Source organism: Paeniroseomonas aquatica (assembly GCF_030409335.1).
In the GTDB taxonomy this organism is placed as follows: Bacteria; Pseudomonadota; Alphaproteobacteria; order Acetobacterales; family Acetobacteraceae; genus Belnapia; species Belnapia aquatica.
In genome coordinates this window covers 88,804-114,761 of record NZ_JAUFPN010000165.1, presented here as the reverse complement: position 1 = coordinate 114,761, position 25,958 = coordinate 88,804, and the positions used below count along the sequence as shown (strand labels likewise).

The 25,958-nt window shown below is 72.9% G+C and carries 25 protein-coding genes; 13 read left to right on the top strand and 12 right to left on the bottom strand.

Annotation, left to right across the window (positions count from 1 at the left end):
* Nucleotides 1-94: 94 nt before the first annotated feature.
* The 6 genes from ftsZ to QWZ14_RS17475 all read left to right on the top strand — a co-directional run bounded on the left by ftsZ (nucleotide 95) and on the right by QWZ14_RS17475 (nucleotide 8,979).
* Entirely contained in the window at nucleotides 95-1,687 is a 1,593-nt protein-coding gene (gene ftsZ, locus QWZ14_RS17500; RefSeq protein ID WP_290318064.1) for a cell division protein FtsZ, read from the top strand.
* Nucleotides 1,688-1,989: 302 nt separating this feature from the next.
* Entirely contained in the window at nucleotides 1,990-2,967 is a 978-nt protein-coding gene (gene lpxC, locus QWZ14_RS17495; RefSeq protein ID WP_290318063.1) for a UDP-3-O-acyl-N-acetylglucosamine deacetylase, read from the top strand.
* Nucleotides 2,968-3,057: 90 nt separating this feature from the next.
* Nucleotides 3,058-3,933, top strand: a complete 876-nt coding sequence (locus tag QWZ14_RS17490) for an outer membrane protein assembly factor BamD (RefSeq protein ID WP_290318062.1) — start codon at nucleotides 3,058-3,060, stop codon at nucleotides 3,931-3,933.
* A 17-nt stretch (nucleotides 3,934-3,950) separates the two neighbouring features.
* The gene (gene recN, locus QWZ14_RS17485; protein ID WP_290318061.1) at nucleotides 3,951-5,630 is read left to right on the top strand and encodes a DNA repair protein RecN; all 1,680 of its coding nucleotides are present in this window, start codon (nucleotides 3,951-3,953) and stop codon (nucleotides 5,628-5,630) included.
* Nucleotides 5,627-7,798, top strand: coding sequence for an NAD-dependent DNA ligase LigA (ligA, locus tag QWZ14_RS17480; protein WP_377753414.1), 2,172 nt, complete (start codon nucleotides 5,627-5,629; stop codon nucleotides 7,796-7,798). The genes recN and ligA overlap by 4 nt, the downstream gene beginning before the upstream one ends.
* Before the next feature lie 23 nt (nucleotides 7,799-7,821).
* Nucleotides 7,822-8,979, top strand: a complete 1,158-nt coding sequence (locus QWZ14_RS17475; RefSeq protein WP_290318060.1) for a hypothetical protein — start codon at nucleotides 7,822-7,824, stop codon at nucleotides 8,977-8,979.
* A 15-nt stretch (nucleotides 8,980-8,994) separates the two neighbouring features.
* On the opposite strand, the gene QWZ14_RS17470 is transcribed toward QWZ14_RS17475, so the two are convergent.
* From QWZ14_RS17470 to QWZ14_RS17460, 3 genes are read right to left on the bottom strand one after another with little or no spacing between them, the layout of a single operon-like run.
* Complete coding sequence (locus tag QWZ14_RS17470) at nucleotides 8,995-10,161, bottom strand: MFS transporter (protein ID WP_290318059.1); 1,167 nt, start codon at nucleotides 10,159-10,161, stop codon at nucleotides 8,995-8,997.
* Nucleotides 10,158-11,123 carry a Bug family tripartite tricarboxylate transporter substrate binding protein gene (locus tag QWZ14_RS17465; RefSeq protein WP_290318058.1) on the bottom strand — a complete coding sequence of 322 codons (966 nt, stop codon included), beginning with the start codon at nucleotides 11,121-11,123 and terminating at the stop codon, nucleotides 10,158-10,160. The genes QWZ14_RS17470 and QWZ14_RS17465 overlap by 4 nt, the downstream gene beginning before the upstream one ends.
* The gene (locus QWZ14_RS17460) at nucleotides 11,116-12,090 is read right to left on the bottom strand and encodes a Bug family tripartite tricarboxylate transporter substrate binding protein (RefSeq protein ID WP_290318057.1); all 975 of its coding nucleotides are present in this window, start codon (nucleotides 12,088-12,090) and stop codon (nucleotides 11,116-11,118) included. Before QWZ14_RS17460 ends, QWZ14_RS17465 begins: the two co-directional genes overlap by 8 nt.
* Nucleotides 12,091-12,199: 109 nt before the next feature.
* Here QWZ14_RS17460 and QWZ14_RS17455 point away from each other — a divergent pair, with 109 nt between their 5' ends.
* A complete protein-coding gene (locus QWZ14_RS17455; protein WP_290318055.1) occupies nucleotides 12,200-13,558 on the top strand; it encodes an LLM class flavin-dependent oxidoreductase in 1,359 nt (452 codons plus the stop codon).
* Between the two features lie 12 nt (nucleotides 13,559-13,570).
* Here the strand turns inward: QWZ14_RS17455 and QWZ14_RS17450 are convergent, their stop codons facing one another.
* Complete coding sequence (locus QWZ14_RS17450; protein ID WP_290318054.1) at nucleotides 13,571-14,020, bottom strand: hypothetical protein; 450 nt, start codon at nucleotides 14,018-14,020, stop codon at nucleotides 13,571-13,573.
* Between the two features lie 87 nt (nucleotides 14,021-14,107).
* On the opposite strand from QWZ14_RS17450, the gene QWZ14_RS17445 reads away from it, so the two are divergent.
* On the top strand, nucleotides 14,108-14,794 hold the full coding sequence (locus QWZ14_RS17445; protein WP_290318053.1) for a hypothetical protein: 687 nt from the start codon (nucleotides 14,108-14,110) through the stop codon (nucleotides 14,792-14,794).
* On the opposite strand, the gene QWZ14_RS17440 is transcribed toward QWZ14_RS17445, so the two are convergent.
* The 4 genes from QWZ14_RS17440 to QWZ14_RS17425 all read right to left on the bottom strand — a co-directional run bounded on the left by QWZ14_RS17440 (nucleotide 14,791) and on the right by QWZ14_RS17425 (nucleotide 18,638).
* A complete protein-coding gene (locus QWZ14_RS17440) occupies nucleotides 14,791-16,293 on the bottom strand; it encodes a tripartite tricarboxylate transporter permease (RefSeq protein WP_456307252.1) in 1,503 nt (500 codons plus the stop codon). The genes QWZ14_RS17445 and QWZ14_RS17440 overlap by 4 nt on opposite strands.
* On the bottom strand, nucleotides 16,290-16,817 hold the full coding sequence (locus QWZ14_RS17435) for a tripartite tricarboxylate transporter TctB family protein (RefSeq protein ID WP_290318052.1): 528 nt from the start codon (nucleotides 16,815-16,817) through the stop codon (nucleotides 16,290-16,292). Before QWZ14_RS17435 ends, QWZ14_RS17440 begins: the two co-directional genes overlap by 4 nt.
* Entirely contained in the window at nucleotides 16,814-17,779 is a 966-nt protein-coding gene (locus QWZ14_RS17430) for a Bug family tripartite tricarboxylate transporter substrate binding protein (protein ID WP_290318050.1), read from the bottom strand. Before QWZ14_RS17430 ends, QWZ14_RS17435 begins: the two co-directional genes overlap by 4 nt.
* A gap of 82 nt (nucleotides 17,780-17,861) precedes the next feature.
* Nucleotides 17,862-18,638 carry a SapC family protein gene (locus QWZ14_RS17425; RefSeq protein WP_290318049.1) on the bottom strand — a complete coding sequence of 259 codons (777 nt, stop codon included), beginning with the start codon at nucleotides 18,636-18,638 and terminating at the stop codon, nucleotides 17,862-17,864.
* Between the two features lie 178 nt (nucleotides 18,639-18,816).
* Between QWZ14_RS17425 and QWZ14_RS17420 the strand changes: the two genes are divergently transcribed.
* Together QWZ14_RS17420 and QWZ14_RS17415 are read left to right on the top strand one after the other, a co-directional pair.
* Entirely contained in the window at nucleotides 18,817-19,230 is a 414-nt protein-coding gene (locus QWZ14_RS17420) for a hypothetical protein (protein ID WP_290318048.1), read from the top strand.
* A 1-nt stretch (nucleotide 19,231) separates the two neighbouring features.
* Complete coding sequence (locus tag QWZ14_RS17415; protein ID WP_290318047.1) at nucleotides 19,232-20,422, top strand: cupin domain-containing protein; 1,191 nt, start codon at nucleotides 19,232-19,234, stop codon at nucleotides 20,420-20,422.
* Here QWZ14_RS17415 and QWZ14_RS17410 read toward each other — a convergent pair.
* From QWZ14_RS17410 to hrcA, 3 genes are all read right to left on the bottom strand, one after another.
* Nucleotides 20,419-21,573 carry a beta-glucosidase gene (locus QWZ14_RS17410; protein WP_290318046.1) on the bottom strand — a complete coding sequence of 385 codons (1,155 nt, stop codon included), beginning with the start codon at nucleotides 21,571-21,573 and terminating at the stop codon, nucleotides 20,419-20,421. The genes QWZ14_RS17415 and QWZ14_RS17410 overlap by 4 nt on opposite strands.
* Before the next feature lie 20 nt (nucleotides 21,574-21,593).
* Nucleotides 21,594-21,851 carry a hypothetical protein gene (locus tag QWZ14_RS17405; RefSeq protein WP_290318045.1) on the bottom strand — a complete coding sequence of 86 codons (258 nt, stop codon included), beginning with the start codon at nucleotides 21,849-21,851 and terminating at the stop codon, nucleotides 21,594-21,596.
* 343 nt (nucleotides 21,852-22,194) lie between these two features.
* On the bottom strand, nucleotides 22,195-23,268 hold the full coding sequence (gene hrcA, locus QWZ14_RS17400) for a heat-inducible transcriptional repressor HrcA (protein ID WP_290318044.1): 1,074 nt from the start codon (nucleotides 23,266-23,268) through the stop codon (nucleotides 22,195-22,197).
* 146 nt (nucleotides 23,269-23,414) lie between these two features.
* On the opposite strand from hrcA, the gene rph reads away from it, so the two are divergent.
* Nucleotides 23,415-24,152 carry a ribonuclease PH gene (gene rph / locus QWZ14_RS17395; RefSeq protein WP_290318043.1) on the top strand — a complete coding sequence of 246 codons (738 nt, stop codon included), beginning with the start codon at nucleotides 23,415-23,417 and terminating at the stop codon, nucleotides 24,150-24,152.
* The gene (locus tag QWZ14_RS17390; RefSeq protein ID WP_290318042.1) at nucleotides 24,152-24,769 is read left to right on the top strand and encodes a non-canonical purine NTP pyrophosphatase; all 618 of its coding nucleotides are present in this window, start codon (nucleotides 24,152-24,154) and stop codon (nucleotides 24,767-24,769) included. Before rph ends, QWZ14_RS17390 begins: the two co-directional genes overlap by 1 nt.
* Nucleotides 24,770-24,779: 10 nt before the next feature.
* Here the strand turns inward: QWZ14_RS17390 and QWZ14_RS17385 are convergent, their stop codons facing one another.
* The gene (locus QWZ14_RS17385) at nucleotides 24,780-25,148 is read right to left on the bottom strand and encodes a hypothetical protein (protein ID WP_290318041.1); all 369 of its coding nucleotides are present in this window, start codon (nucleotides 25,146-25,148) and stop codon (nucleotides 24,780-24,782) included.
* A gap of 162 nt (nucleotides 25,149-25,310) precedes the next feature.
* Here QWZ14_RS17385 and QWZ14_RS17380 point away from each other — a divergent pair, with 162 nt between their 5' ends.
* Nucleotides 25,311-25,955, top strand: coding sequence for a tetratricopeptide repeat protein (locus QWZ14_RS17380; RefSeq protein WP_290318040.1), 645 nt, complete (start codon nucleotides 25,311-25,313; stop codon nucleotides 25,953-25,955).
* The last annotated feature ends 3 nt before the right edge of the window (nucleotides 25,956-25,958 follow it).

Genomic DNA, 25,958 nt, shown 5'->3' with positions numbered 1-25,958 from the left:
GCCTGTGGATTACGGGGATGAATCGCTGCGGCGACATTCAACCCCGGGACATGACTCGCTTCAATCGTTTACGTTCCCGCGAGGAGACCCCCGCATGACACTGAATTTGACCCTGCCCGTCGCGCAGCACACCGATTTCAGCCCCCGCATCACCGTCATCGGTGTCGGTGGCGGCGGCACCAATGCGGTCAACAACATGATCGCCATGGGCCTCCAGGGCGTCGAATTCGTCGTCGCCAACACCGACGCCCAGTCGCTGGTGCATTCGAAGGCGGAGAAGCGCGTCCAGCTCGGCCCGCACCTGACGCAGGGCCTCGGCGCCGGCGCCAAGCCCGAGATCGGCCGCGCCGCCGCCGAGGAAGCGACCGAGGAGCTGTCCCGCCACCTCGACGGCTGCCACATGGTCTTCATCACCGCCGGCATGGGCGGCGGCACCGGCACCGGTGCGGCGCCAGTCATCGCCCGGATGGCGCGCGAGCGGGGCGTGCTGACGGTCGGCGTGGTGACGAAGCCTTTCGATTTCGAAGGCCCGAAGCGCCGCCGCGCCTCCGATGCCGGCATCGAGGAGCTGCAGAGCTTCGTCGACACGCTGATCATCATCCCCAACCAGAACCTGTTCCGCATGGCGACGGAGCGCACCACCTTCGCCGAGGCCTTCAAGCTGGCTGACGAGGTGCTGTACGACGGCGTCCGCGGCGTCACCGACCTGATGATCAAGCCGGGCTTGGTCAACCTCGACTTCGCCGATATCCGCACCGTCATGGCGGAGATGGGCAAGGCGGTGATGGGCACCGGCGAGGCCGATGGCGACGACCGCGCGGTGAAGGCGGCCGAGCGCGCCATCAGCAATCCGCTGCTCGATGATGCGTCGCTGCGCGGCGCGCGCGGCGTGCTGATCAACATCACCGGCGGCTACGACATGACCCTGTTCGAGGTCGACGAGGCGGCCAACCGCATCCGCAAGGAAGTGGACGAGGATGCGCAGATCATCTTCGGCACCTCGGTCGAGGAAGACCTGAACGGGCGGCTGCGGGTCTCGGTGGTCGCCACCGGCATCGACGCGGTGCAGCCCCAGGCCGTGGCGCCCGCGACCGGCCAGTCCGGCGTGGCCGCGGTCGCCACCCAGTCCGGCCTCACCATGCTGCCGGGCGGCCGCCAGGGCCGGCCGGCCATGACCGGCCAGGGCATGGGCGGTCCGGCGATGGGCGCGGCGGCGGTCAATGCCGGCCCCATCGGTGCCCCCCGCGTCGCCGCTCCGGTGCGGGGCGGGGCACTGCGCCACGCCGCCGCCCCGGCGACCGGCATGGCCGCGACGGGCATGCCGCAGGCCAGCGCGCCGGCGGTCGCCCAGGCCGAGGAGATGCCGGCGATGCAGCCCGTGGCGATGCCCGCCGCGACGGTGCATCCAGCCCCGCTGGTCGATGCGCAGCGGCGCCCCGCCGTGGTCGCGGGCCAGCCGATGCCGCAGGTCGCCGTCCCGGCCGCGCCGGTCGGCGCCTTCGGGGGCCTGTTCCGCCGGGTCACCGGCGCCGCCACCTCCGGCACCATGCTCCGGCGCACCCTGGTCGAGCCGCAGCCGGTCGCACCACAGATCGAGCAGGCCGGCCCGGCACGCCAGGCGGACCCCCAGGTCCCCGGCCGGGTGGACTTCGAGATCCCGACCTTCCTGCGCCGCCAGACCAACTGATCCGGGCCATCCGGAATACCGCGGCCCCGGCCGTCATGATATCGGGCCGCCCCTGCCGGGGCGGCCCGATTTGCGTCGGGGGCATGTCGCGCCATTGCGACAAAGCACCTATAGTGCGATGCAAAAATTTCGTGATCTCAATGGGTTATAGCGTAATATGAAGTAATAAGGCTTGACTCGCCTAGCCGCCGGCAGGGTGCCACGAATGTCCTGGGCGTTCGTCGCAGCGAGCCGCCCGGTATCCTGGAACAGTTCCGGGACGGCTGCGCCAGGGTTCGGCGCCGGGTCAGACAGGGGTCAGCATGGACGGTTACTTTCCGCTTGAGACGGGTCGACGCCGGACGCTGAAGGCCGCCATCGGCTGCGTCGGGATCGGCCTGCACAGCGGGAAGCGCACTAGCCTGACCCTGCATCCCGCCCCCGCCGGCACCGGCATCCGCTTCCACCGCACCGACATCGGGCTCGATATCCCGGCCCGCTACGACCATGTGGTCGACACCCGGCTCTGCACCGCCCTCGGCCTGCCCGAGGCGCCGGAGCAGCGGATCGGCACGGTCGAGCATGTCATGGCGGCGCTGGCCGGCTGCGGCGTGGACGACGCCATCGTCGAGATCGACGGCCCGGAAGTCCCGATTCTCGACGGCTCGGCGGCACCCTTCGTCTTCCTCATCGACTGCACGGGCCTGGTGGCCCATGCCAGCCTCGGCCAGGTGGAATCGATCGAGGTCCTGCGGCCGGTCCGGGTGCAGGATGGCGAGGGGCCCGACGCGGCCTGGGCGATGCTGACGCCGACGACCGGCGACCGCTTCGAGGCCTCGCTGACCATCGATTTCCCCGGCACCGCCATCGGCCGCCAGTCGCTGACGACGCGGCTCTCGCCCCAGGCCTTCCGCGCCGGCCTGGCCGAGGCCCGCACCTTCACCCTGGCCGAGGAAGTCGCCCGGCTGCGGGCGGCCGGCCTGGCCCAGGGCGGCAGCCTAGCCAATGCGGTGGTGGTGGACGGCCCGCTGGTGCTGAACCCCGGCGGGCTGCGGCAGACCGATGAATTCGTGCGGCACAAGCTGCTGGACGTGGTCGGCGACCTCGCCCTGGCCGGGGCGCCGCTGCGGGCCCGCTTCACCGGGCACCGGTCGGGTCATGCGCTGAACAACCGGCTGCTGCGGGCGCTCTTCGCCGATCAGGCGAATTGGCGCGAGCTCCCCAGCTTCGGGATCGGGCAGTCGCAGGGCCTGTCCTCCGACGTCGCCGCCGCCCGCCTCCCGGCGGCTGCCGTCGCCTGAGCCGTCCAGGCCCCCCCGCGTTCGGGGGGGGTCCTGTCGACCCGGCGGGCGCCGTGGTATAACGCCCGAACCTCCTAAGACCGGGCCATTATGATCCGACGCAACTCGCCGCTGCTCTCCGCCCGCCTCGCCGGCCTCTGGCTCACCCTTGCGGTGCTGCCGGGCTGCTCGCTGTTCGGCAATTGGGACGGCAAGCAGTCCTCGCTCGAGACCGACCGCGTGGCGCGGGTGAACAACACCGTGGACCGTTCGCCGGAGGGGCTCTACGCCGCCGGGATCGAGGCGCTCCAGGCCAAGCGCTTCCAGGTCGCGGTCGATCTCTTCGACCAGGTGGAACGCGACCATCCCTTCTCGACCTGGGCGACCAATGCCAAGCTCATGTCGGCCTATGGCGAGTACCAGCGCAACCGGTACACCGAGGCCATCGGCGCGCTCGACCGCTTCATCCAGCTGCATCCGGCGCACCGCGACATCGCCTATGCCTATTACCTGCGCGCGCTCTGCTACTACGAGCAGATCGCCGATTCCCAGCGCGACCAGCGCGGGACCGAGCAGGCCATGGCGGCGCTGCAGGATGTGGTGAACCGTTTCCCGGACACCGCCTATGCCCGCGATGCCCGGCTGAAGCTGGACCTCGGCCGCGACCACCTCGCCGGCAAGGAGATGAACATCGGCCGCTTCTACCAGCGGCAGAAGCTTTACGGCGCCGCCATCGGCCGCTTCCGCCGGGTGGTGGAGGACTACCAGACCACCAACCACGTGCCCGAGGCGCTGCACCGGCTGACCGAGATCTACCTGACCCTCGGCCTGACCGAGGAGGCGCAGAAGACCGCCGCCGTGCTGGGCCACAACTTCCCCGGCAGCCCCTGGTACCAGGACAGCTACGCGCTGCTGGTCGAAGGCGCGCCGGCCGCCCCGGGCGACCGGCCGGGCTTCGTCCGGCGGGCCTGGAACGCGGTCTTCTAGGCAGGCCGGGCGCCGGCATGCTGGCCTCGCTCGCAATCCGCGACGTCGTGCTGATCGAACGGCTGGACCTTTCGTTCGGCTCCGGCCTGACCGTGCTCACCGGCGAGACCGGGGCCGGCAAGTCCATCCTGCTCGACAGCCTGGGCCTGGCCTGCGGCCTGAGGGCCGAGGCCGGCATGGTGCGGGTCGGTCAGGCGCAGTGCTCGGTCGCCGCCGGCTTCATCCCGCCGGAGGGCCATCCGGCGCTGGCCATCCTCGCCGAGCAGGGTATGGAGCCCGAGGATTCGCTGGTGCTCCGCCGGGTGGTCCAGGCCGATGGCCGCAGCCGCGCCTTCGTCAACGGCCAGCCGGTCTCGGTCGGGCTGCTGCGGCGCCTGGCGGCGACGCTGGTCGAGGTCCAGGGCCAGCACGACCAGGTCGGCCTGGCCGATCCCGCCACCCATGCCGGGCTGCTCGATGCCTTCGGCGGGCTGGAGCCCCGCCGCACCGCCACCGCCACGACCTTCCGTGCCTGGCGCGAGGCCGAACGCGCCCTGGCTGCCGCCCGGGAGGCCATCGCCGCCGCCCGCCGGGACGAGGAGTTCCTCCGCCACGCGGTGGAGGAACTCTCCGCCCTGTCGCCCGAGGAGGGCGAGGAGGAGGAATTGTCCAAGGAGCGCCAGCGGCTGCAGCAGGGCGAGCGGCGTGGCGAGAGCATCGCCAATGCGCTGGGCGAATTGCAGCCGCGCGACCGCCGCCGCGGCGGCCCCGGCGACGCCATGCGCAGCGCCGCCCGCGCCCTGGAACGGCTGCCGCCGCCGAACGAGGAAGCCCAGGCGATCGTGGCCCTGCTCGGCACCGCCCAGGATGCGGTGGCCGAGGCCGAGACCCTGCTGCAGCGGCTGCTGCAGGAGGACGGCCCCGACCCCCGCCGGCTGGAACAGCTGGAGGACCGGCTGTTCGGCCTGCGCGCCGCCGCACGCAAGCATGGCGTCGCGGTGGTCGAGCTGCCGGCCCTGCTGACCTCCCTGAAGGACAGGCTCGGGGCGCTCGACGCGGGCACCGGCAAGGTCGCCCTGCTCGAGCAGGCCGCCGGCACCGCCCGCCGCGGCTATCTCGCGGCCGGCGAGGCGCTGACCACGGCCCGGCGCGAGGCGGCCGGCCGGCTGGAGAAGGCGCTGGCCAAGGAGCTGGCGCCCCTGAAGCTCGACCGCGCCCGGCTGGTGGTGGAAGTGGCGGCGCGCGAGGAAACCGGCTGGGCCGCCGATGGCATGGACCGCGTCGCCTTCCTGGTCTCGACCAACCCGGGCCAGACGCCGGGACAGCTGCAGAAGATCGCCTCCGGCGGCGAGCTGTCGCGGCTGATGCTGGCCCTGAAGGTGGTGCTCTCGCGCGGCTCGCCGGTGCCGACGCTGGTCTTCGACGAGGTCGATGCCGGCATCGGCGGCGCGACGGCGGCGGCGGTCGGCGAAAGGCTGGAACGCGTCGCCGAACGACTGCAGGTGCTGGTGGTGACGCATAGCCCGCAGGTCGCGGCCCGCGGCGCCCAGCAGCTGCGCGTCGCCAAGCAGGTGAAGGGCGACCGCGCGACCACGGTGGTCGAGCCGCTGGGCAAGCGCGAACGGCGCGAGGAGATCGCCCGGATGCTGGCCGGCGAGACGGTGACGGATGCGGCGCGCGCGGCGGCCGATAGCCTGCTGACGGGCAGCCTGCTGTGACCGACCCAGACCGCCGCGCCACCCCGCCGGAGGCGCTGGACGAGGCCGCGGCCGCCGCCGAGCTGGCCGCGCTGGCGGCCGAGATCGCGCATCACGACAGCGCCTACCACCAGCACGATGCGCCCGAGATATCGGACGCCGACTACGATGCGCTGCGCCGCCGCAACGCCGCCATCGAGGCGCGCTTCCCCGCGCTGAAGCGGGCCGACAGCCCCTCCGAGGCGCCGCCCGGCGCGGCGCCGGCCGCGGGCTTCGCCAAGGCGCGCCACGGCACCCCGATGCTCAGCCTCGGCAATGCCTTCGCACCCGAGGATTTCGCCGAGTTTGCCCGCAGCATCCGCCGCTTCCTCGGCCTGGCCGAGGACGAGATCCTGCAGTTCATGGCCGAGCCGAAGATCGACGGGCTCTCGGTCAACCTGCTCTATGAGGGCGGGCGCTTCGTCCGTGGCGCGACGCGCGGCGACGGCACCGAGGGCGAGGACATCACCCGCAACCTCGAGACGCTGGACGAGCTGCCCCGCCGGCTCGCCGCCCCCTGCCCCGAGCGCATCGAGATCCGCGGCGAGGTCTTCATGACCAAGGCGGATTTCCTCGCCTTCCAGGCCGAGCAGACCCGGCTGCACGCCGAGCGCGAGGCCCGCCGCGAGGCCGGCGAGCGGGTCGGCGAGGCGATCCGCATCCCGGTCAACCCGCGCAACGCCGCCGCCGGATCGCTCCGCCAGCTCAACCCCGCGATCACCGCCAGGCGGCCGCTGAAGCTGTTCGCCTATGCCCAGGGCCAGTCCAGCGAGCCCGTCGCCGAGACCCATTCCGGCTATCTCGACCGACTGAAATCCTGGGGCTTCCAGGTCAATCCGCTCTCGGCCCTGCTGCCCGACGAGCACGCCGCCGAGGCCTTCCAGGCCCGCATCGGCGAGCAGCGCGCCGGCCTCGCCTACGACATCGACGGCGTCGTCTACAAGCTCGACCGGCTCGACTGGCAGTCCCGCCTCGGCTTCGTCGGCCGCGCGCCGCGCTGGGCCATCGCCTGGAAATTCCCGGCGGAGCAGGCCACCACCACGCTGCTCCGGATCGAGATCCAGGTCGGCCGCACCGGGGCGCTGACGCCGCGGGCGGTGATGCAGCCGGTCAACGTCGGCGGCGTCATGGTGCAGCACGCGACCCTGCACAACGAGGACGAGATCGCCCGCAAGGACGTCCGCATCGGCGACACCGTGGTGTTGCAGCGGGCCGGCGACGTCATCCCGCAGATCGTCTCCGTCGTGCTGGACAGGCGCCCGGCCGACAGCACGCCCTTCGCCTTCCCCGAGGTCTGCCCGGCCTGCGGCAGCCATGCCGTGCGCCCGCCGGGCGAGGTGGTGAAGCGCTGCACCGGCGGGCTGATCTGCCCGGCCCAGGCGGTGGAGCGCCTCAAGCATTTCGTCGCCCGCAACACCCTCGATATCGACGGGCTCGGCGAGGAGAACATCCAGACGCTGTACGACGAGGGCCTGGTGCGGGGCCCCGCCGACATCTTCCGCCTCGCCCCGCATGCCGAGCGGATGCGCGGCTGGGAGGGCTGGGGCGCACGGTCCAAGAAGGCGGAGGAGTCGAAGAAGGTCGCCAACCTGCTGGCCGCCATCGAGGCGCGCCGGACGCCGCCCTTCGACCGCTTCATCTTTGCGCTGGGCATCCGCCGCATCGGCGAGGCCAATGCCAAGCTGCTCGCCCGCCACTACCACTCCCTGCCGGAATGGCGGGAGCGGATGCTCGCGGCCCGCATCGTCGGCTCCGAGGCGCGGGAGGAACTGGGCTCCATCCAGGGCATCGGCCCGGCCATCGCCACCGAGTTGGTCGATTTCTTTGACGAGCCGCGCAACCTCGCCGCCCTCGACGACCTCGCCACCGAGGTGACGCCCGCCCCGGTCGCCAGCACTGCCGCGGCGGACAGCCCCTTCGCTGGCCGGACCCTGGTCTTCACCGGCACGCTCGAGACCATGACCCGCCCCGAGGCCGAGGCGCGGGCCGAGATCCTCGGCGCCAAGGTGACCAAGAGCGTCTCGAAGAAGACCGATTTCGTGGTGGTCGGCGCCGATGCCGGCAGCAAGGCGGCCAAGGCGACCGAGCTCGGCGTGCGGGTGCTGAGCGAGGCGGAGTGGCGCGAACTGGCGGGCTTAGGCGTGGCTTAACCTCTTGCTGCCAGTCTCTGGCGATGACGATCTCGGCGGATGTTTCCTGGCGGGCCACCAATGCCGGCACCCAGGCACTGCGGCTGCTGCAGGGCGCCGGCGCGGGCTCCGGCACCATCGGCGGCGCCCCGGCCGCCGTCGCCGACAGCATCAGCCTCTCCGCCCGGGCGCAGTCGTTGCTGGCCGCGCTCCTCGAAGCCGACCCGGCGGATGGGGCGGCGGCCCAGGCCCTCGGCGTCTTCGCCGCGACGGATGACGCGGGCACCGGCTGGATGGTCGCCAGCGCCGGCGACGCCAGCGCCGGGATATCCATCCTCTCCGCCACCCCGGAGGAGGTCGCCGCCACCGCCGGCGCCGCCGCCGATCCCGCCGCCCATGCCAGCATCGTCACCGGTGCCGGCGACGCCCGCATCCGCGCCTATGCCGTTGTCGCCGGCCGCCAGGATGCGCGGCTCGGCATTTCCAGCGGCGACGGCGCCGACAGCATCGCCGGCGTCACCACCGGCGCCCTGGCGATCGAGGCCGGCGGCGGCGACAACCAGGTGGCCGCCCGCTTCGGCACCTTCGGCGACATCGCGACCGGTGGCGGCCGCAACAGCATCGCCCTCGCCGGCAACCTCGGCAGCGTCACCACCGGGGATGGCGACACGGCCGTCGCCGCCGCGGGTATCGGCATCATCGCCACCACCGGCGCCGGCCAGGACAGCATCGAGGGCGCGCAATGGGTGCGGGCCGGCCTGGGCGACGACAGCATCACCTTGGGCAATGCAGACCTCAGCAGCATCGCCTGGCGCGCCGGTGACGGCAGCGACACCATCACCCTGGCCGCGGCCGGGGATGGCGTCCGCGCCACCGCCTCCCGCGCCGTCATCGGCGACGGCTCCGGCGCCTTCGAGGCGGCGGCGATCGGCATCGCGCCGCAGGAGGGGCTGCACATCGCCGTGCCGCAGGCGGAGGAAGCAGGCGCCGGCACCGCGCACGCCGCACTCTATCTGCAGGGGGTCAGCGAGGCGGATGTCAGCGCCAGCCTCTCCGGCACCGATCTCACCCTCAGCCTGGCCACGACCGGGGAGACGCTGACCATCCGCAACTACGACGCCGGCCGCGTCACCTTCCTGTTCGACACCCGGGACGCCGGCGGCGGCCTGAGCGCCACCCGCACGCTGGCAGGGCTCGGCTGAACCCCGCGGCCGGCCCTACCGCCGCCGCAGCCGCGCCATCGCCAGGCAGCCGAGCGCCGGCCCGATCGCCAGCACGGCGAAGGCGCCGCCACCCCAGCCCAGCCGCTCCACCACCCAGGGCAGCAGATGGATCGCCGGCAGGGTGAGCGCGAAGCCCAGGCAGGTCTGCACCGTCAGCATGGTGCCGGCGAGGCCGGCCGGCGCCGCCTCCGCCACGGCGGCCGAGAATTGCGCGGAATCCGCCACCACCGTGGCGCCCCAGACCAGGCAGAGCCCAACGACCAGCCAGGGCGCCAGGCCGAAGGCCGGCCCCGCCAGCAGGCAGCAGCCGCCGCTGATCGCCATGGCCCAGATGGTCAGCCGCGCCCGGCCGATCCGGTCCGCCAGCCAGCCGCCGGCGACGCAGCCCACCGCCCCCGCCGCCATGACCGCGAAGCTCGCCAGCGCCGGGTCGGCCCCACCGCCCGAGACGGTGAAGCTCGCCGCCAGGTAGGCCCCGACCCAGGCCCACATGGCGTACAGCTCCCACATGTGGCCGAGGTAGCCGAGCGTCGCCAGCCGCGTCCCCCGGTGCCGGAAGAGCTCGAGCGCCAGGGCCGGGCGGAAGGGCGGCGCCGGCGCGTGCCGCGGCCCGGGCCGCGCCGCCAGCATCAGCCCCGCGCCCACCAGCGCCGCCACCGAGGCCGCCCCCACCGTCACCCGCCAGCCGAGGCCGCCCAGCGCATTGACCAGGTGCGGCGAGGCCGAGCCGAGGGTCAGCCCGCCCACCAGCAGCCCCACCACCAGCCCGGCATCGGGCGGCCCGGCCCAGCCCGCGGCGAGCTTCATGCCCACGGGATAGACGCAGGCCAGCGCCAGCCCGGTGACGCCGCGCGCCGCGATCACCCAGGGGTCGCCCACCGGCAGCACAAGGATCGCCGCATTGGCCAGGGCGCCGAGCAGGCAGGCCGCCGCCACCAGCCGCCGCGGGTCCAGCCGGTCCGCCAGGGCGAGTGCGGCGCTCACCAGCGTCCCCAGCACGAAGCCGGCCTGCACCCCGCCGGTCAGCCAAGCGAGGAAGCCGGCCGGCAGCGCCGCCTCCCGCGCCATCGCCGGCCCGGCCGCGGTGCCGGAGAACCACAGCGACAGCGCCAGCACCTGCGCCAGCGTGATCAGCGCCAGGTTTGCCGCCTTGGGTCTCAATCGACCGAAGCGCCCGAGGCCTGCACCACCGGCGCCCAGCGCGCCACCTCGGCCCGCATGAAGGCATTGTAGTCGTCGGTGTCGAGCGGCCAGGGCTCCGCCCCGATCTCGGCGAAGCGGCCGATGACGGCCGGGTCCGCCACCGCCTCCAGCACCACCGCGGCCATGCGATCGACGATCGGCCGCGGCGTCGCCGCCGGCGCCGCGAGCCCGTACCAGGACGCGACGTCGAAGCCCGTCACGCCCTGTTCCTGCATGGTCGGCAGCTCCGGCATGGTCGTCGCCCGCCGCGCGGTGCTGACGGCGATGGCACGCAGGCTGCCTGCCAGCACATGCGGGCGCGAGGTCGGCGCATTGTCGATGTTGAACAGCACCTCCCCGTTCAGCACCGCCGAGAGGCTCGGCGCGGTGCCGCGATAGGGCACGTGCGTCACCTCCACCCCCATGATCTGCCCGAACAGGATGCCCCCCAGATGCGAGGAGGTCCCGGCACTGGCCGAGCTGAAATTCGCCTTGGCCGGATTGGCCCGGATATGGCCGATGAGGTCGGCGACGCTGTGGATCGGCAACTCGCTGCGGACGATCAGCACATTGGGCATGGCGGCAAAGCGCACCACCCCCGGCATGTCCCGCAGCGGGTCGAAGCCGCCGCGGTTGCGGTAAAGGCTTGGCCCGATCCCGTGCGAGGCGATGTGGTTCACGGTGAAGCTGTGCCGGTCGTTCGCCCGGATCGCCGCCTCGGCCGCGACCAGCCCGCCGCCGCCGGGCCGCGGGTCGACGTAGAGGGATTGCCCTAGCCTTTCCCGGAAGCGGTTCTCCAGGATGCGGACCAGGATGTCGGAGACGCCGCCGACCTGGGCGCTGACGATGAAGCGCAGCGGCCGGTCCGGCCAGGCAGGTTGAGCCCGCGTCGCGGCGGGCAGCGCCAGCCCCGCGCCCAGCGCCGCCCGCCGGCTAATCAACCGAGGCCCCCGAGGCCCGCACCACCGGCGCCCAGGCCGCCACCTGCTGGCGCATGTAGTCGTTGTACTCGGCCGCCGGCAGCGGCGCGGTCTCCGCCCCGAAGTCGCGGATGCGCTGGGCAATTTCTGGGTCGGCCAACGCCGCCAGGATCTCGCTGCCGAGACGCTCAGTAATTGCCTTCGGAACGCCCGTGGGCGCCGCAATCCCGTACCAGGAGGCGACGTCGAAATCCTTCACGCCCGATTCCTGCAGGGTCGGTAGTTCCGGCATCGTCGCCGCGCGCTGCGCGGTGGAGACCGCCAGCGCCTGCAGCAGCCCACCCAGCACCTGCTGCCGGCTGGCCGGGGCATTGTCGATGGCAAACAGCACCTCACCGTTCATCACCGCCGCCATGCTCGGCGCGGTGCCGCGATAGGGAACATGCGTGGTCTCGATCCCGGTGCGCAGCCCCAGCAGCACGCCCGAGAGATGCGAGGACGTCCCGGTCCCGGCCGAGGCGAAGGTCGCCGCCTGCGGATTGGCCTTCATGAAGGCGATCAGCGCCGCCACGCTGCGATGCGGGCTGTCGCCCTTGACGATCAGCACGTTGGGCATCCGCGCCAGGCGGCAGACCCCTGGCAGGTCCTTCAGCGGGTCGAAGCTGAGCCGCTTGTACAGCGTCGGCCCGATGCCGTGCGAGGCGATGTGGTTGACGAAGAAGGTGTAGCCGTCCGGGGCGCTGCGGGCCGCCTGCTCGGCCCCCAGCATGCCGCCGGCGCCCGGCCGCGGATCGATCACCAGCGGCTGGCCCAGCTTCTCCCGCAGCCGCTGTTCCATGATGCGGAGGAAGATGTCGGACACGCCCCCCGCCGCCGCACCGATGACGTAGCGGATCGGCCGTTCCGGCCAGGTCGCCTGAGCGCCAGCCAGGTTCGGCATCGCCAGCAGGCTGCCGGCGCCGAGCAGCGCCCTTCGCGTCTGATGCATTCTGTCCTCCCGTTGCCGGGATGCTAGCACCGGCGGCGGCGAGCGCCAGCGTTGACGCAGCAGTCCCCCGGCGCGACCCTCCCGGCCAACCAGGGAAGGATCAACGGCCATGCGGCAGATGCACCTCGTCGGCTTCCTCCAGGCGCAGAACTGCACCAACCTCGCCAGCTCCTGGCGGCATCCGGAAAGCCGCACCGATTTCCTCTCGGCCGACTACTACCAAGAGATCGGCCGGGTGCTGGAGGCCGGGAAATTCGACCTCGGCTTCTTCGACGACCGGCTCTCGATGCCGGACCGCTACGGCAGCGACCACCACCACACCATCGAGCACGGTATCCGCTGCGTGAAGCTCGACCCCGTGGTGGTGCTGACCATGATGGCGGCGGCGACCAGGCGCCTTGGCCTCGGCAGCACGGCGTCCACCACCTATTTCGAGCCCTTCCACGTCGCCCGCGCCTTCCAGACGCTGGACCTGATGAGCGAGGGCCGCAGCGCCTGGAACATCGTCACCTCGCTGAACGACGGCGAGGCGGCGAACATGGGCCATGCCGAGATGATGGCGCATGACGCCCGCTACGACCGCGCCGACGAATTCGTCGAGGTGGTGCTCGGCCACTGGGACTCATGGGAAGACGATGCGCTGATCGTGGACAAGTCCACCGGCCGCTTCGGCGACGGCGACAAGGTCCACCGCCTCGACTACCGCGGCAGGTTCCTCCACTCGCGCGGCCCCTTCACCGTGCCGCGCTCGCCGCAGGGAAGGCCGGTGATGATCCAGGCCGGCAGCAGCGGCCGCGGCAAGCGCTTCTCCGCCCGCTGGGCGGAGCTGGTCTTCGTCGCCTACCACGACATCGCCTCCGGACAGCGCGAATACGCCGAGTTCAAGGCGATGATTGCCGCCGCCGGCCGCGACCCGGACCACGTGAAGGTGGCGACCCTCTGCTACCCCATCTGCGCCGCGACCAAGGCGGAAGCCGAGGACCGCGCCGCGCTGATCGAGACGCTGCCGCTCGAGATCGACGCCCTCTCCCTGCTGTCGGAGGCGTTGAACTTCGACTTCGCCACCAAGGGCATGGACGAGCCCTTCAGCGATGCCGAGATGGCCGGCATCCAGGGGCTGCAGGCGATCCGCGACCGCGTGGTGAAGAACACCGGCAAGAAGAACCCGACTGTGCGGGACTTCATCACCGGCAGCGGCCGCGGCCGCCCGCGCATGGACATGGTCGGCGGCCCAAAGGAGGTCGCCGACAAGCTGGAGCAATGGTTCACCGAGGGCGCCTGCGACGGCTTCGTCATCTCCGCCACCCATGTGCCGGGGAGCTACTCGGAGTTCGTCCAGCACGTGGTGCCGGAGCTGCAGCGGCGGGGCATCTACCGGAAGGATTACAGCGGGCCGACGCTCAGGGACCACCTCGGCCTGCCGCGTTCGACCCTGGGCGACTGGAAGCCGCGGCTGGCGGCGGAATAGCCGCCGGCCCGGTCAGGCGTCGCGCAGGTTGGTCAGGATCGAGAAGGGCAGCAGCCCGCCCTCGGCCCGCGTCGGATGCGCGCCGACCAGCACCAGGACCAGCGTGCCGTCGGTCCAGCCCTGCGGCGGCAGGACCATTCGCTCGCGGGATGGCGCGGTGACGCCGGCATCGCGCCAGCGCCGTTCGGCCGCCAGGACGCGGAGGTAATGCGCCTCGACGCTGGTCCAGCCGGCCCGCGGCACCTGACGGCGCAGCGTCCGCAACCCGGCGAAGCGGGCGCCGAGCCGCTCGCGGGCCAGCGCCTCCCCGGCCTCCATGGCCAGCAGCAACCCCGCCGAGAATCCGGCATCGGCGCGGGGCGCGGCCTCGGGCGCCTCGGGCGGCAGCCGATCGGTGGCCTGGGCCAGCGCCGGCGCGGTGACGGCGGCAAGGGCCAGGGTGGGCAAGCTGCGGCGATACATGCCACTTCATTTACCCAGCCTGCGGCACCGGGACAAGCGGCGGCGCGCCGGTAGCCCTCGCACCCCGCCGCATGCGACATCCGGTCCATGGGACATTGCAGCAAGCTGTGGCTCGAGCCGGCGGCCGACGAGCCCATCCTCCTCTTCGAGGTGGCGAATGCCCTGCCCGTCTTCTGGTGCGCGGCCTTCCGGCCGGAGGATCCGGCGGGTTGGGCGGCAGCGGAGAACCAGTCGACGCTTGAGCTCCGCATCCCCTGGCCGGCGGCCGCGGCCAACCTCCGCGCCGCCCTGGAGGCCGCGCCCGGGCGGATGCCGGGGTTCGAGCCGCGGCTGGCGGCCTTCGCGGCGGCGCTGGATGCGGCGGGGGCGCGGCATGGGGCGGTCGCCCTCCTGCTCGATGCCACCGAATGGACGAACTTCCATGCCCATGGCGTGGCCGCCGCCGTGGCGCTGGGTGGGCTGGTCGACCTCTGGCATGGGACAGGCCCGCGGTCTCCGGCGGAGCCGCTGCACTGGATCCATCAGGTGGATGGGCTGGCAGTGGATCCGGAGATCCGGCGCGAGCAGCCCCTCTGGCCCGGGGTGCCGCTCGATCCGCTGCCACCGCCGCTACGGCAGGAGCCGGGCTGGCACGAGTGGGCCTGGGTCGCGCTGATCGCCGGGGCGACGATCGGCGGCTATGCCGCCACCGGCTCGGGGCTGGCGGCGGGTCTCGCCTTCGCCGGGACAGCCGGGGCCTTCATCACCAGCCTATGGTGGTGGCGGCCGCGCTAGGCGGAAGCCCGCCGCCTGACAGCAGCCCAGAGCCGCGGCCCGACCAGCGCCGCGACCGCCAGGGCCAGGATCGCCAGCGAGACCGGCCGCTCGACGAAGGTCAGCCAATTCCCTTCGCTGATGGTCAGCGCCTGCCGCATGGCCTGTTCCGCCATCGGTCCGAGGATCATCCCGATCACGACAGGCGCGGTCGGGAAGTCGAAGCGCCGCATGAACATGCCGATGATGCCGATGACATAGAGCAGTACCAGGTCGGTGACCGAGTTGCTGATCCCGTAGGTGCCGATGGTGGCGAAGACCAGGATGCCCGCGTAGAGCTGCGGCTGCGGAATCTTCAGGATCCGCGCCCAGAGCCCGACCAGCGGCAGGTTCAGCACCACCAGCATGATGTTTGCCACATAGAGGCTGGCGATCAGCGTCCAGACCAGCGCCCCCTGCTGCTCGAACAGCAGCGGCCCGGGATTGATCCCGTAGCTCTGGAAAGCGCTCAACATGATCGCCGCGGTCGCGCTGGTCGGCAGACCGAGCGTCAGCATCGGCACCAGGATGCCCGCCGCCGCCGCGTTGTTGGCCGCCTCCGGCCCGGCCACGCCCTCGATCGCCCCGGTCGTGCCGAACTCGCCCGCATGCTCCGGCTTCACCAGCTTCCGCTCGGCATAGTAGCTCAGCATGGTCGGCATCTCGGTCCCGCCCGCCGGCATGACGCCGAAGGGGAAGCCGAGCAGCGAGCCGCGGATCCAGGGCCAGAAGCTGCGCTTCCAGTCGCTGCGCGACATCACGATGCCGCCCACCGGCCGCACCACCGGCGCCGCGCTGGTGTGCCGCCAGGCCATGAACAGCGTCTCCCCCACCGCGAAGAGCGCGACGGCGACCAGCACCACGTTCACCCCGTCCAGCAGTTCCGGCACGCCGAGCGTCATGCGCGGCTGCCCGGTCTGCAGGTCGATGCCGACCAGGCCGAGCAAGAGCCCGAGGAACAGGCTGGTCAGCCCCCGCAGCGCCGAGCCGCCGAGCACCGCCGAGACGGTGACGAAGCAGAGCAGCATGAGCGAGAAGTACTCCGCCGGTCCCAGCTGCAGCGCGAGATCCACCACCACCGGGCCGAGGAAGCTGATCCCGAGCGTGCCGATGGTCCCGGCGACGAAGCTGCCGATCGCCGCCGTCGCCAGCGCCGGCCCGGCCCGGCCGTTGCGCGCCATCTTGGCGCCCTCGAGCGCGGTGATGATCGAGCCGCTCTCGCCCGGCGTGTTCAGCAGGATGGAGGTGGTGGAGCCGCCGTACATCGCGCCGTAGAAGACGCCGCAGAACAGGATGAAGGCCCCCGTCGCCTCGACCTTGAAGGTGATCGGCAGCAGCAGTGCGATGGTCAGCGCCGGCCCGATCCCCGGCAGCACGCCGACCGCGGTGCCGAGGAAGCAGCCCAGCAGCGCCCAGCCAAGGTTGGTCAGTGTCAGCGCATGGGAGAAGCCGAGCTGCAGCCCGGCGATGCTGTCCATCATTCGATCGCATCCAGCCCGAGCGCCCGCAGCACCAGACCCTCGAGCAGGCCGGCGCCGATATTCACCCCCAGCACCTGCACGAAGCCGAACCACACCACCAGGGTCAGCACCAGCGCCAGCGCCAGGTCACGCAGCAGCCGGCGGGAGCCGAAGGCCGCCGCCACCAGCACGAACTGCACCGTGGCCGCGGCGGAGAAGCCGAAGGGCCCGATCAGCACGAGGTTGGTGGCCAGCCCGGCCAGCAGCAGGCCAAGTGCCCGCCAATTGGTCGGCGGCGCCTCCTGCACCTCCTCCAGCGTGTGGGACCAGCCGCCGCGCAGGGCGGTCGCCAGCAGCGCCGCCCCCAGCGCCAGCAGCCCGGCGCCGACCACGTAGGGCACCGCCTTCGGCCCGACCTGGGCATAGATGGGGGAGGCCGGGATGGTGCTCGTCTGCCACAGCGCCAGGACGCCCAGCAACAGGACGAAGCCCCCGACCATCACGTCGGGGGCGGCACCAGAGGGGGCGTTACCGGGCCGGGTCACGCGAGGCCGATCTCCTTCAGCACCGCCTCGGTCTTGGCCACGTCCTCGGCCAGGAAGGCTGTGAAGGCCTCGCCGGTCAGGAAGGCATCGGTCCAGTCCCGCGTCTTCAGCAGCTCCGTCCAGGCCGGCAGCGCGTGCAGCTCGGTCATCAGCGCCACCAGCTTGTCGCGCGCATCGGGGCGGATGCCGGGCGGGGCGAAGACCCCGCGCCAGTTGGTCATCACCACGTCGGTGCCGCTTTCCGTCAGGGTCGGTATGGCGGGGTCGGTCCGCTCCTGCCCGGTCGTCGCCAGCGCCCGCATCCGGCCCGACTTGATCTGCTCGGCGAATTCCGAAAGCCCGGAGATGCCCGCCTTCACCTGCGCGCCCAGGATCGCCGCCTGGGCCGGCCCGCCGCCGGCGAAGGCGACGTAGGAGCCGTCCTTGGCCGAGCGCCCCAGCGACTTCAGGATCAGCCCGAGGGTGATGTGGTCGGTCCCCCCGGCCGAGCCGCCGCCGACCGAGACCCCGCCCGGGTTCGCCTTCAGCGCCGCCAGCAGCCCCGCCAGGTCCTTGATGTCCGAGCTCGCCGGCACCACCACCACGCCGGCCTCCTCGGTCAGCCGGGCGACCGGGGTCAGGTCCTTCATCCCCACCGGCGTCCGGTTGGTCAGCGTCGCGCCGACCATGATGGAGCCGGTGACCATCAGCGCATCCGGCCGGCCCCGCCGCTGCCCGACGAAGCGCGGCAGCCCGACCGAGCCGCCGGCCCCGCCCACGTTCTCGAACTGGAAGGTGCCGACCAGCCCGGCCTGGCGGGCCACCTGCTCGATGGCCCGGCCGAGGCCGTCCCAGCCGCCGCCCGGCCCGGCCGGGATGAACATATAGAGGCTGGCGAGGCGCTGCTGCGCCCCGGCATCGCCGGCCAGGGCGGCGGCGGCTAGGCCGGTGACGGCGGCCAGCAGGCTACGGCGTGACGACATGGTTCCTCCCGGATGAACCCTGCCTCGTCTCTACTCCTCCGCCGCCTCGGCCGGCAATCGCACCCCTGGGGCCAGGGAGGGGTCAGGCCTGGACGCCCCTGGCCAGGTCCGGAATGCCGCCGACCGACAGCAGGTGGGCGTAGATCACCTCCAGCCAGCCGCGGTCGCGCAGCTCGGCCAGCTGCCCGGCCGGCAGGGCGGCGAGCGCCGGCCGGTCGACGGCGAAGAAGCCGTCGATCCGCATCGGCTTGCCGTGATGGTCGAACTGCACGACCGAGGGCTTCAGCAGGCCCAGCTCGGCCAGCCGCACCGCCAGGGTGCGGGTCCGCAGCATCGCCTCCTCGACCGAGCGGGAGAAGGCGAAGGCCCGATCCAGCTGCGGCGCAGGCTTGCCGTCGGGGCCGAACAGCGGCTCGCCCAGCGTGGTGCTGACCTGCGGCGCGCCGGGGTCGATGCAGAGCGCGAGCTCCTCCGAGTCCGGTGCGGTGCGCAGCAGGAAGAAGGGGAAGCGGCGGAGATAGGCCGGCACATAGGCACCGGCCTTCCAGGCCCCGCCGCTGTCCACGTAGAGGTTGGTGCCGGCGGCGAGGCCGGTGATCACCACCGGCATGTGCGGCGCCTGGGCGGAGAAGACGATCGGCAGGCTGCGGGCGGCGATGACGAATTCCTCGGCCGCCACCGGCACCGCGCTGGCCGTGGCGGCGAAGCCGAATCCGGCGTCCCGCAGCCGCAGCCCGGCATGGCGTTCGGCGGTGAGGCCCTCGAGGCTGCGGTAGAGCGGCGGCAGGACCGGCATGGCGCCGGCGCTCCCGTTCATCGCGCCGTTGCCGGCGGGATGCGGGGACGAGGGTTCGGGCATGGGGTGGCTCCTTCTCCGCGTTTCGTGCCTGGACCGCAACGCTTCGGCAAGGACTTGGCGGCAGGATGCCGCTTTCCCGGCGGCGGCGCACCCAACAAAGCCATTGCATAACGCCATCGCAAGGATTGAACTGGCGCCGGCCCTTTGAACCGAAGCACTCTAGCCGCAGGAGACCCGCATGGACCAGCCGAACCGCAACGAACGCCTGGGCCGACGGCTTCTGGTGCTGCGGGTCGCCGGCCTCGGCACCGTGGCAGCGGTCGGCGCCCAGGCCTCGGCCGGCCCCCTGCCCGGCCCGGCGGCCCCGGTGGCCGCCCCGGCGGCCCCGGTCGAGAGGGTGCGCACCGACAACGACCCGAGCGATGCCCCGGGCTACGGCCGGCGCGGCTATGGCGGCGGGCGAACCGACAGCGACCCACGGGATTCCCCCGGCTCCGGCCGCGGCTACAGCTATGCCCCGCAGCGCCGAAGCGTTACCGACAACGACCCGAGCGATGGCCAGGGCCAGGGCCGCGGCTATGCTCCGCCGCGCCGCAGCGTCACCGACAACGACCCGAGCGACGGCCAGGGCCGCGGCCGCGGCTGGCGTTGAGATGGCCGCGGCAGGCGCTGCCGCGCCGGGCCTGGCGGAAGCCGCTTTCGACCTCGCCTTCGCCCCATTGCCCCTGGCCGAGGTACTGGCCCTGCGCGAGGCTACCGGCTGGCGCCACCTCCCCGCCGCCACGCCGGAGCGCTTCGCCGGCCTGCTGACGGTCGCGGCGCTCGACGCCCTGCTGACCACCGATGCGGCCCGGGCGCCGCGCGTCACCATGGCCGATGCCCGCCAGGCCGGCAGCGCCGGCGTCGCCGAGGCGGAGTTCTGCCTGCCGGATGGCCGCGTCGACCCGCCGCGCCTGCTCGCGCGCTTCGACGCCGGGGCGACGCTCGTCGTCTCGCAGTTGCAGGACCTGCACCCGCCGCTCGCCCGCTTCTGCCGCGGGCTGGAGAAGCTCTTCCTGCACGGCGTCCAGGCCAATGCCTACCTGACCCCCGCCGGCGGCCAGGGCTTCCGCCTCCACTACGACACCCACGACGTGCTGGTGCTGCAGGTCGAGGGGCGGAAGGCCTGGCGCGTCTGGCCCGGCCAGCCGCTCCCCTACCCGACCCACCGCACCCCCTGGCAGCGGGAGACGGTGCCGGTCGGCGAGCCCGTCGCCCTGGAGCTGCAACCGGGCGAGGCGCTCTACCTGCCGCGCGGCACGCTGCACGAGGCGAGGGTCCAGGACTCCGGCGCCTCGCTGCACCTGACCATCGGCCTGCTGGAGCCCTCCTGGGCGGAGGCGATGCGACTACTGCTCGACCAGCTGGAGCCTGAGGAAGCCGCCCTGCGCGCGCCCTTCCCGAGCTGGCGCCTGGGCGAAGCCGAGGCCGCCCCGGCCCTGCTGGAGGCGCTGGCGCAGAGGCTGCGGCCGCTCGAGCGTCCCGCCGCGTTGGACCGGCTCTCGCTCGCCCTGCTGGACCGGCTGGCCGAGGATCGGATGCCCCTGCCCGGCCGCGGGCTGCTGGCCCCGGCGCCGCAACCCGGCTCGCGGCTGCGGCTGGCCGATGGCATGCTGCACCATGTCGCCGCCCTGTCGGATGGCCGCGCCGAGCTGCGCTGGGCCGGCAACCGCCTGCCGCTGCGCGGCGCCGAGCTGGGCTGGCTGGAGGCGCTGGCCCAGGGCGCCACGGCCGCGGCGCTCGGCGACGGCGCCCTGGAGTTCTGCCGGCGGCTGGCCGCCGCCGGGTTGCTGGAAGCGGCCTAGGCCGCAACCTCCTTGGCCTGGTCCCCGAAGAACTCGGCGAAGAGCCGGTTCTGCCGCCGCAGTTCCGCCGCCAGCGGCGCGTGCACCACCCGCCGGCCATGCTTCGGCTCCAGCTCGAACAGGCCGTTCGGGCAGTAGCGGTCCTCGTCCCAGCCCATGTGGCTGAGCACGGGATAGAGGCAGATGCCCTCCATCGGCACGCCATGGCGGATCGCCTCCCGCACCTCCTCGGCGATGTAGCGCAGCCAGCCGGCGCGGTTGTCGCCCTCGATGCTGGTCTCGGCGAGGAAGATGCGCTTGCCGTAGCGCGCATGCGCCGCGGCAAAGAGCTTGTGCACCGGGATGAAGCGTTCCGAATCGAAGACCGACAGCGGCTCGGCGCCGTCGGTCCACTGGTTGTTCCAGTAATAGTTCACGCCCAGCACGTCGAAGGCATCGGGGTGGCCGCCCAGCTCGGGCGCCGTCTGCCCGACCAGCATGTCCCAGGCTTCCCACTGGTAGCCGTTGTAGGTCTCGACCGGCTTCGGGTCGTGGCCACGCTTCGGCACGATGTGGATGATCGGATCGATGGCGAAGACCAGCGCGCCGGGCGTCGCCTCCCTGACCGCCGCCGCCCCGGCCAGCGCGGTCCGGACCAGCTGGCGCTTGAGGTCGCCGCCGCGGCCTTCGCAGCAGGGGTTCAGCCGGCGCATGTCGCCGCCGGCCCAGGCGAGGAAGGAGATCTCGTTGACCGGGCAGACCATCGCCGGCCGCCCGGTGACCTCGAGGTGCAGCCGGGCGAAAGCCGCGGCATAGCGGGCGAAGCGCTCGACGAAGGCGGCGGAGAAGACGTCGAGCCCGTCGGGCCAGCCGTAGTGGCAGAGGTCCCAGACCACCTGCACGCCGGCGGATTCGGCGGCGCGCAGCAGCGGCAGCACCGCGCTCCAGTCGTACTGGCCCGGCGCGGTCTCGGCCAGGTGCCAGCGCACCCCGTCGCGCGCCGCGCGGATGCCGTGCTCGGTCAGCTGGCGGTAATCCTCCTCCGCCAGCAGGTCGTGCCGCGTGCCGGCGATGAGATCGAGCCGCCGGCCGTCGCCCCGCCGCTGGGTCGAGCATTCAAAGCCGCCCAGGAAGGGCGTGGGAAACAGGCTGGGGCGGAAGGTCGCTTGCATGGGCATCCTTCTGGAACGGGTTAGCGCAGCGTCGCGGCCGGAGCCTGGCTGCACCGGCTGTTACGGATGAAGGTCACGGCACCGGCGTGCATCGCCGGGTCGCCCGCGGCGGGTGACCGGGGCGGCGCCATCGGCAGTTGCCGGAGATAGACGCTGATGGCACGCAGATCCGGCTCCGTCATCAGGCTGGTGGAACGGCCGCCCCTAGCCGCGGTCGGCCCGCCGGTCCGGTCACGGCCATCGGTGCCAGTTCGACGATACCAGATCATTGCTGACATGGACCGATTGCCCGCTTCTTGACGGGCACCGCCTGCGGATCGGCAGGGCAAGCCTGGGACAGGCATCGCGGCAGGTCGGCTGCTCCTGCGCCGGGCTCGGCATGCTGGCGTGGTTCGACGAGGGCAAGGTTCGGCGGGAAGGGCATGCGGAGTCCCTGGCGCAGAGTCCCTGAAGCTGGCTGCCCTGCGGGAAAATGTGCCCGGGTGCGGCGGGCGAGGTCGGGGTCAGAAAGCCTGATCGCCCCCACCGTTCCCGCAAGCCGACCGTTTTACCCGCCGCCGCCATGCCTGCGCGGGTTCAGGCCGGGACCTGCCGCGCCATGGCCCGGTGGGCGCGCCGGGCTCAGCCCAGCAGGCGGCCGATGACCCGGGCGGTGTAGTCCACCACCGGGATGACACGGCCGTAGTTGATCCGGGTCGGGCCGATGACGCCGATGGCGCCGACGATCTTCTCCTGGCCGTTGCGGAAGGGCGCGACGACCATCGACAGGCCGGCGCTGTCGAAGAGCCCGCTCTCGGCGCCGATGAAGATCTGCACGCCCTCGCCGCGCTGCGCCAGCTCCAGCAGCCGCAGCACCGTCTCCTGCGCCTCCAGCCGCTCGAACAGGGCCTGGATCTCGCCGACCCGGGCGGCATGATCGAGGTTCTGCAGCAGCTTGGCCTGGCCGCGGATGATCAGGCTGCCGCCGCCGCCGCCGGCCCAGGTGGCAAGGCCGGCCTCGACCACCTGGTTGGTCAGGGCATCGAGCGCGGTGCGGTTGGCGGTGATCTCCCCGGCCACGTTCAGCTTGGCCTCGTCCAGCGAGCGGCCGGCGAGGCGGGCGTTGAGGTAGTTGCTCGCCTGGGTCAACGCCGAGGGCGGCAGGCCGGCCGGCACCTCGATCACCCGGTTCTCCACCCGGCCATCGGCGGTGACCAGCACTACCAGGGCACGGCCCGGGCCGAGGCCGACGAATTCGATGTGGCGGACCAGCCCATCCGACTTCGGCGCCACCACCAGCCCGGCGGCGCCGGCGAGGCCCGAGAGCATCTGCCCGGCCTCGGCCAGTGTTTCCTGCATCGACCGGCCGGAGGCGGCGCAGCGGGCGGTGATCTCGACCCGCTCCTCCTCCGCCAGGTCGCCGAATTCCAGCAGGCCGTCGACGAACAACCGGAGGCCGCGCTCGGTCGGCAGCCGGCCGGCGGAGGTATGCGGGGCATAGAGCAGCCCGGCCTCCTCCAGATCCGCCATCACGTTGCGGATGGAGGCGGGCGACAGGCCCAGCGGCAGGCGGCGCGAGAGGGTGCGGGAGCCCACCGGCTCCCCGGTGGTCACGTAGATCTCGACCAGCTCGCGCAGGATGGTCGCGCTGCGGCTGTCGAGGCCGGCGAAGGCGGCACCCAAGGCTGCCCCAAGGGGTGCTTTCGGCGGGAACATCGTCGGCAGAAATCCTTGATTCTACGGGAATAATGTAGGGAGCGGGGGGGAGCGCGTCAATGCGGCCTCGGGCCGATCCGGCGGGGCGGCAGGGCCGGGTCAAGTCCCCTCGCCTTCCCGGCCCGCGCCATGATACCCACGGCGCCATGATCCGACCCCCCGCAACCCGCCCCTCCGGCCGCGCCGCCGATGCCCTCCGCCCCGTCACGCTCGAGCCCGGCGTGGCCCGCCACGCGGAGGGATCCTGCCGCATCCGCATGGGCCACACCGAGGTGCTCTGCACCGCCTCGGTCGAGGGCCGGGTGCCCTCCTTCCTGCGCGGCACCGGCTCGGGCTGGGTGACGGCGGAATACGGCATGCTGCCGCGGGCAACCCATAGCCGCGGCGATCGGGAAGCCGCGCGCGGCAGGCAGTCCGGCCGCAGCCAGGAGATCCAGCGGCTGATCGGCCGGTCCTTGCGCGCCGTCACCGACCTGAAGGCGATGGGCGAGATGTCCGTCACCATCGACTGCGACGTGCTGACCGCCGATGGCGGCACCCGCTGCGCCAGCATCACCGGCGCCTGGGTGGCGCTGCATCTCGCCTTCCGCCACTGCATGCGGATGAACATCCTGACCGCCGTGCCGCTGCGCGATCAGGTGGCCGCGGTCTCCTGCGGCATCTGGCAGGGCGCGCCGGTGCTGGACCTCGACTACGAGGAGGACAGCAAGGCGCAGACGGATGCGAATTTCGTCCTCACCGGGCGGGGCGGCATGGTCGAGGTCCAGGGCACCGCAGAGGCCGAGCCCTTCTCCGAGGCGGAGTTGCTGGCGCTGCTCGCGCTGGCGCGGCAGGGCACCGATGCGCTGTTCCGCCAGCAGCGTGCGGCCGTCGGCATCGGCTGATGCCCGACCCCACGCATCGCCGGCTCGCCGCCGGCCGCCTGGTGCTGGCGACGCACAACGCCGGCAAGCTGCGGGAGGTCGCGGCGCTGCTGGCACCCTATGGCCTGGAGGTTGTCTCGGTCGGCACGCTGGGCCTGCCGGAGCCGGCCGAGACCGAAACCAGCTTCCTCGGCAATGCCGGCATCAAGGCGCTGGCCGCGGCGCGGGCGTCAGGCCTGCCGGCGCTGGCCGACGACAGCGGCTTCTCCGTCGCCGCGCTCGGCGGCAAGCCGGGCGTGCGCACCGCGGATTGGGCGGAGCGGCCGGGCGGCGGCCGCGACTATGCCATGGCGATGGCCCGGGTGGCGGCGCTGGCCGAACCCTTCCCCGACCGCCGCGCCTGGTTCACCTGCGCCCTGGTGCTGGCATGGCCGGACGGCCATACCGAAGGCTTCGAGGGCAAGGTCGAAGGCAGCTGGGTCTTCCCCCCACGCGGCGCGCGGGGCTTCGGCTACGATCCGATGTTCCTGCCCGAGGGCGGGACCGAGACCTTCGGCGAGATGGACCCGGAGGCCAAGCATGCGATGAGCCACCGGGCGCGGGCCTTCGCGCTGCTCTCGGCCGCTTGCCTGGGCTGAGCCCCGCCCGTCACCACAGCCCCGGCCAGCGCCGGGTCCGGTGCGCCTCCTGCGCCGCGGTCAGGCCGGACGGGCCATCCGCCACCCCCCGGCGGCCGGGCACCGGCTCCCCCCAGCAATCCACCCGGCCCAGGCTGCGGGTGCAGAAGGGCGGCGGCAGGGGCGCCGCCTCCTCCGGCCGGCAGTAGCTCTGGCCACGGTCCAGCCGCACCGCCGAGCAGTCCCGGCCGCTGACGGCCGAGACCACCGCATCGACCGGGGTCCGGCCGATGACCGCGACGGAGCCGGCCGCGGCCGCCGCCCCGGTCGCCACCCCCGCAGGGTCGCAGGCGGCCAGGGCCAAAGGCAGGACCAGCAGCAGGGCGTTCGGACGGCGCATGCCGGACCGATACACGGCCCGGGCTTAACGCCCCGCGAAGGGGCTGCTATGCACCGGCGCCGGCCGGTATCGGCACCGGCCTTTGCACACCCGCCTCGGGGACCGGACCGGTCCGCCGGGGCGTCTGACGCGGACCGGTCCGGTCCGCCTGGGGAATACCGCGTGGCCGACATCTTCGACGAGGTGGAGGAAGACCTCCGCGCCGAGCGCATGAAGCGGCTGCTGGCCCGCTACGGCGGGCTGCTGCTCGGCGTCATGCTGCTGGTGGTGGCGGGGGTGGCCGGGCTGCAGGGCTGGCGCTGGTGGGAAGCGCGTTCCGCCGCCCAGGTGGCCGAGCGCTACCTCGCGGTGAACAAAGCCGCGGCCGAGCCCGGCGCCGACGGCAAGGCGGCCGCCACGGAGTTCGCCGGCATCGCCGCCGAGGCCCCGGCCGGCTACCGCACCCTCGCCCGGCTCCGCGCCGCGGCGCTGATGGCCGAGGCCGGCGAACGCGCCGGCGCCCTGGCCCAGTGGGAGGAGGTCGCCCGCGACGGCGCCGCCGAGGGGATCTACCGCGACCTGGCGAATGTGATGTGGGGCCTGCATTCCCTGCAGGAGGGTGACCCGGCCGCGATCGAGGCACGGCTGGCGCCGCTGGCCGAGGGGGCCTGGAAAAGCTCGGTCCAGGAAATTCGGGCGCTCGCCGCGATGCGGCGCGGTGAGACGGAGGAGGCCCGGCGCCTGCTGACGGCCCTCGTGGCGGATGCCACGGCGCCGCAGGGACTGCGCGACCGGGCCGGGAAATTGCTGGCGGGGCTTGGCAGCTGATGC